The organism is Marinomonas sp. 5E14-1, from assembly GCF_039939215.1.
In the GTDB taxonomy this organism is placed as follows: Bacteria; Pseudomonadota; Gammaproteobacteria; order Pseudomonadales; family Marinomonadaceae; genus Marinomonas.
This window is the reverse complement of the sequence record NZ_JBDXMW010000025.1, coordinates 1-10,766: the sequence shown is the minus strand read 5'-3', so window position 1 is coordinate 10,766 and position 10,766 is coordinate 1. Positions and strand designations below refer to the sequence as shown.

The 10,766-nt window shown below is 40.8% G+C and carries 9 protein-coding genes; all 9 read left to right on the top strand.

Annotated features, from left to right (window positions below):
• Positions 1 to 76: 76 nt before the first annotated feature.
• The gene (locus tag ABFY09_RS15040; protein WP_347985094.1) at positions 77 to 376 is read left to right on the top strand and encodes a hypothetical protein; all 300 of its coding nucleotides are present in this window, start codon (positions 77 to 79) and stop codon (positions 374 to 376) included.
• Positions 377 to 456: 80 nt separating this feature from the next.
• Complete coding sequence (locus ABFY09_RS15035) at positions 457 to 1,977, top strand: type I restriction-modification system subunit M (RefSeq protein WP_347985093.1); 1,521 nt, start codon at positions 457 to 459, stop codon at positions 1,975 to 1,977.
• Positions 1,967 to 3,184: a restriction endonuclease subunit S gene (locus ABFY09_RS15030; protein ID WP_347985092.1), complete on the top strand. Its 1,218-nt coding sequence runs from the start codon at positions 1,967 to 1,969 to the stop codon at positions 3,182 to 3,184. The genes ABFY09_RS15035 and ABFY09_RS15030 overlap by 11 nt, the downstream gene beginning before the upstream one ends.
• Positions 3,181 to 4,068, top strand: coding sequence for a GIY-YIG nuclease family protein (locus ABFY09_RS15025; RefSeq protein ID WP_347985091.1), 888 nt, complete (start codon positions 3,181 to 3,183; stop codon positions 4,066 to 4,068). The genes ABFY09_RS15030 and ABFY09_RS15025 overlap by 4 nt, the downstream gene beginning before the upstream one ends.
• Before the next feature lie 69 nt (positions 4,069 to 4,137).
• Positions 4,138 to 5,298 carry a PD-(D/E)XK nuclease family protein gene (locus tag ABFY09_RS15020; protein ID WP_347985090.1) on the top strand — a complete coding sequence of 387 codons (1,161 nt, stop codon included), beginning with the start codon at positions 4,138 to 4,140 and terminating at the stop codon, positions 5,296 to 5,298.
• A 184-nt stretch (positions 5,299 to 5,482) separates the two neighbouring features.
• Entirely contained in the window at positions 5,483 to 6,415 is a 933-nt protein-coding gene (locus tag ABFY09_RS15015) for an Abi family protein (RefSeq protein WP_347985089.1), read from the top strand.
• Positions 6,406 to 9,708 (top strand): HsdR family type I site-specific deoxyribonuclease, encoded by a 3,303-nt coding sequence (locus ABFY09_RS15010; protein WP_347985088.1) that lies wholly within the window; start codon positions 6,406 to 6,408, stop codon positions 9,706 to 9,708. Before ABFY09_RS15015 ends, ABFY09_RS15010 begins: the two co-directional genes overlap by 10 nt.
• Positions 9,709 to 9,713: 5 nt before the next feature.
• Complete coding sequence (locus tag ABFY09_RS15005; protein WP_347985087.1) at positions 9,714 to 10,541, top strand: SprT family zinc-dependent metalloprotease; 828 nt, start codon at positions 9,714 to 9,716, stop codon at positions 10,539 to 10,541.
• Positions 10,534 to 10,766 (top strand): hypothetical protein (locus ABFY09_RS15000; RefSeq protein WP_347985086.1); only part of this gene is annotated, 233 nt, incomplete at its 3' end. The genes ABFY09_RS15005 and ABFY09_RS15000, both read left to right, overlap by 8 nt.

Genomic DNA, 10,766 nt, shown 5'->3' with positions numbered 1-10,766 from the left:
TGGTAGAAAAGTGATAAATCAGCCACATTACTGACTGATATTGGGCTTTTAAGAATATTAAGGCGTGTAGCTCGACTTGATCGCATGTTCCTTAGAACGCACAGTCTGCTCACCACACTTTTTTGTGGTGCGTTTAAAGCCTGAGTTTAAAGATGTGATCGTGCCCGATTTCTTATGTTGGCAACTTAACCAACAACCTGCACAGCGTTATTTCAAAGCGACTGCTGAAGGTTCAATGTACCGAAGTATTCGCAGGCAAGTGTTGGAGAATGTGCCTATTAAGGTACTTAAGTTAGAGAAACAAAAACAACTCGCTGCGGTGTTAGAGAGCAAAAAGTATTACAAAAGCTTATTGAAAATAGGCAACAACAACTAGAAGCCATTGCTATTCACGCACTTGAAAGCGTTGACTAACACAAAATAGAATTAAAAATCAATAATAAGGACTTAAAAAATATGACCGCAACCAATCAAATCAATCAGGATGATATCAATAAAGCAGTATGGGCTGCTTGTGACACCTTCCGTGGTGTGATCAGTGCCGATACTTACAAAGACTTCATCCTCACCATGCTGTTTTTAAAATACATCTCTGATGTATACAAAGACGAATACAACAAATTAGTTACGCAGTATGGTGATAACCCAGACTTAATTCACGCCATGATGTCTAAGCAGCGTTTTGTATTACCCGAAGGCGCGAGCTTTTGGGACTTATACGAAAAACGCTATGAAGCAGGCAATGGTGAGCGTATCGATAAAGCCCTACACGCACTTGAAGAAGCTAACGGCAGTAAGCTTAAAAACGTATTCCAAGACATCAGCTTTAACACTGACCGCCTAGGCCAAGAAAAACAAAAGAACGATTTACTTCGTCACTTGCTCGAAGACTTTGGTAAAGACATTTTAAATTTAAGCTCAGAGCGTGTGGGCAGTTTAGATATCATCGGTAATGCCTATGAATACCTTATTAAACACTTTGCCGCTGGCAGTGGCGCTACCGCTGGCGAATATTATACCCCGCCAGAAGTCTCAACCCTTTTAGCAACGGTTTTAGAGCCAGTTGAAGGCGACCAAATATGTGACCCATGTACAGGAAGTGGCTCACTACTTCTCAAATGTGGCGCTATGGTACGTAAAAATTCAGGCTCTAAAAAATACGCCTTATTTGGTCAAGAAGCCATTGGCTCTACATGGGCACTCGCCAAAATGAACATGTTTCTTCACGGTGAAGATAACCACCGCATTGAATGGGGCGACACCATTCGTAACCCACTACTAAAAGAGAAGGACGGTAACGGCTTACTGCACTTTGAGGTAGTGACAGCCAACCCCCCATTTTCACTTGATAAGTGGGGACATGATGATGCCAGCAACGACCCTTATGGGCGCTTTAGACGTGGCATTCCGCCTAAAACCAAAGGCGACTATGCGTTTATCAGTCATATGATTGAAACGCTAAAACCTGAAAGCGGAAGAATGGGCGTAGTAGTGCCGCATGGTGTGTTATTTAGAGCATCAAGTGAAGGCAAAATTCGTCAACAACTGATTGAAGAAAACTTGCTAGATACCGTCATTGGCCTACCAGAAAAATTGTTCTTCGGTACAGGCATACCAGCAGCGATTTTAATATTCAAAAAGCAAAAATCAGATAAAAGCGTATTGTTTATTGATGCCGGTCGTGAGTTTAAATCGGGCAAAAACCAAAACCAACTAACTGACGATAATATTCAAAAGATCATCGATACCTACAAGGCTCGTGAAAACGTTGACAAATACGCCTATCTTGCAAGTTTTGATGAAATCAAAGAGAACGACTTTAACCTCAACATTCCTCGTTATGTTGATACCTTTGAAGAAGAAGCTGAAATTGATTTAGTGGCAGTACGCACTGAGCGTGTTCAGCTTAAAAATGAGCTGCAAACCCTTGAAGCAGAGATGGAAGGCTACTTAAAGGAGTTAGGTTATGGTGCCTAGTGGATGGAGAAAAGTTGTACTAAATGATGTTTCAGAAAGGGTTGCAGTAGGTTTAGCGACCTCTGTTACCGAAGCATATACTGATGTTGGAATACCTATCATTAGAAACCTAAATATTAAAAAAGGATATTTTGATGATTCAAAAATGCTTTATTTGAGCGAAGAATTCTCATCTAAGCATCCTAATAAAAGAGTTAAAGCAGGCGATGTGATCACTGTCCATACTGGTTCAAATGTAGGTCTAACTTGTGTCGTTCCTGAAGAGTATAATTTAGCACAAACGTTTACGACTTTAATTGTAACGCCCAAAGCAAAGGATTTGGATTCTTGGTTTTTAAATTATGTATTGAATTCAGATTATGGTGAGTACCAAGCGTTAAGACTTGTCGTTGGTGGTGGTAAAGGAAACCTAAACACTTCTGATTTTAAAATATATCCATTATTGCTACCACCACTCTCAGAACAACGAAAAATCGCCAAAATCCTATCCACTTGGGATAAAGCGATTAGCACCACCGAGCGCCTAATCGACAACAGCAAACAGCAGAAAAAAGCACTCATGCAACAACTGCTCACGGGTAAAAAGCGCCTACTAGATGATTCAGGTAAAACGTTTGAAAGTGAGTGGGATTACGTTCGAGCAGGAAATATATTTCTAACTAGATCAAACAAAAAGCATGATTCTGATTTACCGATATTAGCGATTACTCAAGATCAAGGTGCGATTCCTAGAGAATTTATTGATTATAATGTATCTGTTACTAAGGAAAGTATTTCAGGGTATAAAGTTGTTGAACAAGGTGACTTCATCATCAGCTTAAGAAGCTTCCAAGGTGGCATTGAGTACTCTAGATACAAGGGTATTTGTAGCCCAGCCTATGTCATTTTATATCCGAAAATAAAAATTGTAGATGCTTTCTATAAGTATCACCTTAAATCTCATATTTTCATTCAAGCAATGAAGAGTCGTCTTGAAGGTATTCGAGATGGGAAAATTATAAGTTATAAGTACTTTTCAGAAATCAAGTTACCTAAGCCATCATTAGAAGAACAGCAAAAAATAGCTTCAGTACTAACCAATGCAGACAAAGAAATCGAGCTATTAGAACAACAGCTTGCTGATCTCAAACAAGAGAAAAAAGCGCTGATGCAGCAACTATTAACTGGCAAGCGCAGAGTAAAAGTGGATGACAAGGAGGCAGCATGATCACACACAAGCGACCTCGCACCATTCAGATATTCTTACCTACAGGCGATCCTGCGGGTATTCGTTTTGCCGAGCAAACCACTTCGATTATTCGCTTAATTGAAGTGCCTCGTAGTGATATTGCCGAATTTGTAAAAATGCCAGAAGCCAAGCAGGTTGGCTTGTATTTTTTAGTTTCTGGCGATAGCAAAGACGAGTTATATATTGGTCAGTCGGGCGATGTGGGCAGCCGATTGATGCAGCACTACAAAGACGAAAAGAAAGATTGGGAGCGTGCATTAGTTTTGGTGTCGCTCACCAATAACTTAACGCAAACCCATGTGCTGTATTTAGAATCACTGTCGATAGAAAAAGCAAAGCATTGCCAGCGCTATGAACTACTCAATGGTAATGGTGGGCAAAAGCCACATACACCTGTTCCGCTTAAAGCCGATTGCGATGAAATTCATGAAATTGGTAGCTTGTTATTAGCAACCCTTGGCTATCCTATTTTTGAACCACTGACAGAAACATCACCCACTAAAACTGAACAGGTATTTTCTTGCAGCCGCACTGGTGTCGATGCCAAGGGCATCTACACCAATGAGGGCATGGTGGTGCTAAAAGGCTCATCCGCTCCCATGACGACTAAGCGCAAAACAGAGCAACGGTTTTATGATAAGCGCGACCAGCTATTAGCCAAAGGGGTTATTGCAGAGCAAAATGGTCGCTTTGTATTTCAGCGAGATTACTTGTTCCCCACACCAAGCGGTGCCTCGATGTTTTTGTTACTAGCCAGTTCTAATGGTTGGGTAGACTGGAAAACAGAGCAAGGGGTAACGTTGCATGATTATCAAGGGCGTACACTAGATTCTGCCTCTGAACAGGCAAGTAGTATCGGATAGTAACCATATCGTTTAAGTGCTAATCTACTTAAACTCAAGCTTAGAGTTTATATTAGGGAATACATCAAAATGGATATTGAACAGTTAATCGCTTTAGTCGATAAGTTTAAGCAACTCCCCAAAATAAAACGAGAAACCACTCTTTTTGATATTGGAAGTCGTGGGCATTTCGAGAACCCAATGACTGAGGTACTAAGCTTCTTTTGCAACACTACAGAAGTTCACGGTATGAATGACTTGGTAATATCAAGCCTTGTCAGCTTAATAAGACAAAACGCCATTTATAAGGGCCTTCAGTATGCACAAGCCCATGGGAAGCCACAGCGAGAAGTCACGACTAAAAATAACAAACGTATCGATTTATTATTAAGCTCAGATGAATGGATTATCGCGATAGAAAGTAAGGTTAATCATCAGCAAATTAACCCTTTTGATGAGTATGAAGCCTATGTAGACAGCGTAATCAGGACAAAAAAAGCAGTCGATAAAGATAATGATTTAACAGATGAGACAGAAAAACAGGCAGTTTTTGTCATTCTATCCCCTGATGGAAAAGTTGATAACGCCCCTCTTCACCCTCGCTGGTGTGGGATAAGTTTTCACCAATTAGTTAATGAGATAAAAAAGCGACTACAGCAGCATTTTTTTGATGCTCCGTTTAATAAATGGTCTTTGGTATTAAAGGATTTTTTACTGCATTTGGAGAACCTTGTGAACGACGAAGAACAAAATAACGCTCAAGAAGAGTTTGTTTTGACACACCTTGGCGAAATATCTCAGGCTTGGAATTTACTCAAAAACACCTTACAAAGCGTCCAACACAAAGCCCATACAAAACTAGAACAGCACCCGGAGCTAAACGGCATATTACGTAGCCAAAAGTCTTCTTGGTTCGGTTTACCTACCACGATTCTCTATAGCGAAGATGAAAGAACAGAAGTGGTACTTTTCGCCACTGGCGCACCGTCTGTAGACATAGCAGATGACGATCCACGCAATGCGGGAAAACATATATTCATCCAAATTCACATTCAAACAGAGGATGAAGGGCTAGAACTTGGAAGCCTTCATGAATCCCTAGCAAATAAAGCGGTTAATCATTGGCACTCCGGCGGAAGCAAATGCTTTAGATGGCCTATCAATGAGCTGTCGATCGAGGGAATAACAAATGAATTTGTTGCGACTTTTGAAGCAATAAACAACTTGTCTCCTCTATCTCTAAACGAATAAGAAAGGCTTAAAAAATGATCCGATATACGTTTCAGGTTGACGAGATCGTCATTTTTAACCATACTTACTGCAACATAACCGTCACGCTTAGTGCTCTTTTTTCTTTGATTAAAGATGTAACGCGCAACCTTGGCGGTTTTTTTTCGTCTAAAAAACACCAATCGAACACACAAAAGGCTAGTACATGCCTTTAACTCCATACACTAAGCCCTCTCTTACCTTTTCTGAACAAGTGAATCACCTGAAAAATAAAGGTATGTTGTTCAAGGATAAGCCCTTCGCTGAAAGTACATTAGCCAATATTAGCTACTATCGCTTAAGTGCATATTGGTACCCTTTTAGACTTCGTGATAGAGCCTTCCCACAACAAGTGTTAGACAAATTTGAAGAAGATACTTTTTTTGAAGATGCTCTTTTTCTATATGAAACAGATCGAAAATTGCGTTCTTTAGTCATAGACGCCATTGAAAGGGTCGAAGTTTCTGTTCGCACTCAATTCACTTACCATGTAGGGCATAAATACGGTGCCTTTGGATACACAGACAAGAACAATTTCCACAATAAGTTTGATCATCATAAGTGGCTTACTCAATTACAAGCTGAAGTGCACCGTTCAAAAGACGAATTTATCGATCACTACAAAAACACTTATCAAAACTTTCCTTTGATTCCCATTTGGATGCTGACAGAAGTAATGTCATTAGGCGCTTTATCATTTGGATATGGTGGTTTAATAAATGATCGAAAAAGAGGAATTGAAGATAAAAAATCGATCGCCCAGCACTTTAATCTCCACCATAAAAAGCTTGGCGGCTGGCTACACACGCTCACTTATGTAAGAAACATTTGCGCTCATCACGGTCGTTTATGGAACAGAAGCCTCGCAATCAAGCCAGACCAGACAAAAGATATTCATTGGCTTCCTCCCCTAACACCGAGAAATGATAGAATTTTTTATATTTTACTCATGCTAAGGCATCTACTTAGAGCTACAGGTAATGGTGAAGATTGGGCACAACAAGTAAATCAAGCCCTTGGCCTACTTGCTCATAATGAACAGTGGCGAGCAGCAATGGGAATGCCTGGCAACTGGAGAGAACATTCGATATGGAAATAACGACACAACAAGCAGCTAACTTTACAGAAGAAGCGAGCTCTAAGATCCCAGCGTTAACCCTTCTGGCCAACCTTGGCTATAAGTTTATTCCACCAGCTGAATGCGAAGAGCTAAGAAGGAATACCCTAGCCAACGCTAAGAAAGCTACTCATCAGGTTGTTTTGCTGTCTGTCATGCGTGCATTTTTAGTGAAACAGACATTTTCGTTTGCAGGTAAACAATACAAATTATCAAAATCAGCCATTGATAAAGTAATGCATGAGCTGAGCCCTTCTATGAATTTAGGACTAAAAGCCGCTAATGAGAAAATTTACAATGCACTCATGTATGGCATTGGTGTTACTGAATTCATAGACAGCAAAAAAGCCTCTCCCACCATTAAGCTTATTGATTGGCACAACATTGATAATAACCAATTCCATTTTACTGAAGAATTAGTAGTTCAAAATGCCGAAGGCACTGGTAATCGCATTCCAGATATTGTGTGCTTTGTGAATGGGTTGCCATTAGTGGTTATCGAGGCGAAACGCCCTGATTCCAATAAAGAAGGTAAATCGACCAACGCTGAGGCGATTTCGCAGCACATTCGAAACCAAGGTCAGGCTGAAATTCCTCACTTGTATGCCTATAGCCAATTACTACTAGCAGTAAATGGGCATGAAGGTTTATATGCTACTTGCGGCACCCCTGAGAAGTTCTGGGCGAAGTGGAAAGAGGAGCAAATACCTGAAGCGGAATTTGTCAGGTTAAAAAACCATAAACTGAGCGATGAACAATTAGATGGACTGTTTAAACATCGCCCAGCTAAAGCGAAAGATGACTATCTATCTTTGGTTACAGCAGGAGACTTAACTGTTACCGATCAAGATAGGCTAATTGTTAGCTTGCTTCGCCCTGAGCGCTTATTGGATATGACTCGCTTATTTACCTTGTTCGATAAAAAAGCAGGCAAGATTGTCGCTCGATACCAGCAGGTATTTGGCATAAAAGCACTTGTTGAACGCATTAACACATTTGATGATTCAGGTGCCCGTGAAGGCGGTGTTATTTGGCACACCACAGGTAGTGGCAAGTCGTTTACAATGGTGTTTTTATCCAAAGCACTTATCTGGCTTGAAGAGCTTGCACAATGCCGTGTGATCATAGTTACAGACCGTGTAGACTTGGAAGATCAGCTAAGCAGAACCTTTGCATCAGGCGGTGTATTAACTGACCGAGATAAAAAAGATGCAATGGCGACCACTGGTAAGCGTTTAGCCGAACAAATCGGTAAAGGCAATGAGCGAGTTATTTTCTCGATCATTAACAAATTTGGCTCAGCGATTAAACAAAAAGACTGCTATAACGATAGCCCGAATATTATTGTATTAGTAGATGAAGGACACCGTAGCCAGAACGGTGAAAATAATATCCGTATGCAGCAGACGCTGCCTAAAGCAGCCTATATTGCTTTTACGGGTACGCCACTATTAAAAGACGATAAGACCGAAAACAAATTCGGTAAGATCATCCACTCCTATACCATGCAGCAAGCGGTTGAAGATAAAACCGTTACCCCTCTGTTATACGAAGAGCGCATTCCAGAGCTGAACGTTAACGACAAAGCCATTGATGCATGGTTTGAACGCAGCACCAGCAAACTAACCGATAAGCAAAAAACGGATTTAAAGAAGAAGTTTTCTCAGAAAGGTCAGATCTACCAAACTGAAGGTCGAATTGACCTGATTGCTTATGATATTGCCGACCACTTCCAAAACTTTAAACAGCAAGGCTTAAAAGGCCAATTGGCTTGTGACTCCAAAGCCTCTGCAATTCGTTATAAGAAGGCATTGGATAAAATAGGCACGGTGACATCGGTTGTGGCGATGTCGGCTCCAGATACTCGTGAGGGTCACGAGGCGGTTGATCAGGAAAGTAAGGACATCGTACAAAATTGGTGGAAAGCTAACGTAAATAAAATGGACGAAAAAGCCTACACCAAAGCCATTATTGAAGACTTTGGCAGAGATGATGGCCCTGACATCATGATCGTAGTTGATAAGCTGCTGACAGGCTTTGACGAGCCAAAGAACACTGTGCTTTATATCGATAAGCCTCTAAAAGAGCACAACCTAATACAAGCGATTGCCCGTGTTAACCGATTACATAGCAAAAAGCAGTTTGGTTACTTAATAGATTACCGAGGCATATTAAAAGAGCTTGATACCACGATAGAAAAGTACCAAGACCTTGCAGAACGCACCCAAGGCGGCTTTGATATTGATGATCTGAAAGGTTTGTATAACCGCATGGATACGGAATACAAAAAGCTTCCGGGACTGCACAGCGACTTATGGGCGATATTTGAAGGGGTGAAAAACAAACTACAGCCTGCATCGCTGAGCCAAGCACTCGCACCTAAGATACAAGAAATTAATGGAAGTCTTGTTGATACAAACCTTAAAAAACGTGAAGACTTTTATGATACCTTGAAAGCATTCTCTAGCTGTATGAAGGTAGCACTGCAGTCTGCCACCTACTTTGAAGATAAGTCATTCGACAACAAGCGTGAACAGTACAAACTTGATTTAAAAGCTTTTGTAAGCTTACGCAAGAGCGTTATGGAGTTAGCTGACGAAACCATTAATTATGATGAATATGCTGAAGAAATCCGCAGCTTACTTGATAAACATATCGCCGGTATTGAAGTGAAAGAACCTGATGGAGCTTACTTGGTAGGTAACCTAGGAAAAGACATTAAGCCGCAAGACATGAGTAATGACGAAGCCCGTAACCAAACGGATAAAATCACTGGCCGTATTACCAAAATGATAGAGCAAGACTTAGCTGATGACCCTTATGCACAAGAGTACTTTTCTAAGATGCTGAAAAAGGCCATTGACGATGCCAAAGCCATGTTTGATGCCCCTGTTAAGCAGTACATTTTGTTCGCTGATTTTGAGCAAGAAGTAAAAGACCGCAAAGTGGCTGATGTTCCCAATGACTTTGTAGATGATGCAGGCAAGTTAAACAAGCATGCCCAAGCTTATTTTGGTTTGTTTAAACACTTATTTGATGCTGAACTCTTAACTGAAAAAACACTGGATAACGATAAGCTGGTAGCGCTTGCTTTTGATATTGATGCCATAGTGAATGATGCGGTTGCTGAGTATTCCATTAACCCTGCAGAAATTGAAAACGCCATTCACATGAAACTGTTGCCGCTGTTATTTGCTGATCTTGGCCTTGATAACGCTCAAAAGCTGATTGAAGAAGTACTTAAAATCACTCGCTTAGGCTTAGCAAGGGGCTAACGAGAGTGACAAAACAAGCCATTGCTGCCGCTATTTGCTCAAAAGAAAGCCGAACAACAACCAATGAACATGGTGTTTTTACCTATGGTAACGACACCATTTACTATGATGTTATTCGTAAAACCAAGCCTACTGAAAATACTAAAAAACCAGCACGCAAGGTAATTATTAAGGTTCACCCTGATCAGCGTGTTGTGGCTACAGTGCCGCATGATGCAAGTGATGATGCTATTCAAGATGCCATGCATAAGCGTGCCAGATGGATTTGGCAAAGCATTGATGAATTTGCAAAGCAAAAAGACACTGTTTTAGTTAAGCGTTATGTGAGTGGTGAAACACAGTTTTACTTAGGTAAGCGCTATGTATTAAAGATCATCAATGATGCCGAGCAAGTGCCCAATGTGAAGCTAAGCCGTGGCAAATTAAATGTCACACTCAAACACGAAGTCAGCAGCGATACTGATGATCGGTTGGTGAAAATTAAACCGCTAATCGACAAGTGGTATCAACGCAAAGCTAAAGCCATTTTTCATGAGCGACTAGCTGAATTACTCTCAAAAGCCACCTGGGTAACTGGTATTCCTTCATTTCGTGTCATGGCAATGAAAAAGCAATGGGGAAGCTGCTCAACCAAAGGCAACTTGATGCTCAATCCTCACCTTGTGAAAGCCCCGAAAGAATGTATTGATTACGTGATATTGCATGAGCTTTGCCACATTGCTGAACACAATCACAGTGAACGATTCTGGCGCTTATTAACCCAAGTAATGCCAAACTGGAAAGAAGTAAAGGCAAAGCTAGATGACATGGCGGAGATGTATTTGAATGAATAAATCACTTGATTTGTGGTGGGACAGGCTCTTAAAACTCATTGAGCTGTTACGTCCTAAATTCTACAATAAACTAACTTGGCTAATAGTAATCAGCGGCTTAGGTCTGATGTCTAAGCCTTTTTGGTTAACACTAAGGAACATGCGATCAAGTCGAGCTACACGCCTTAATATTCTTAAAAGCCCAATATCAGTCAGTAATGTGGCTGATTTATCACTTTTCTACCA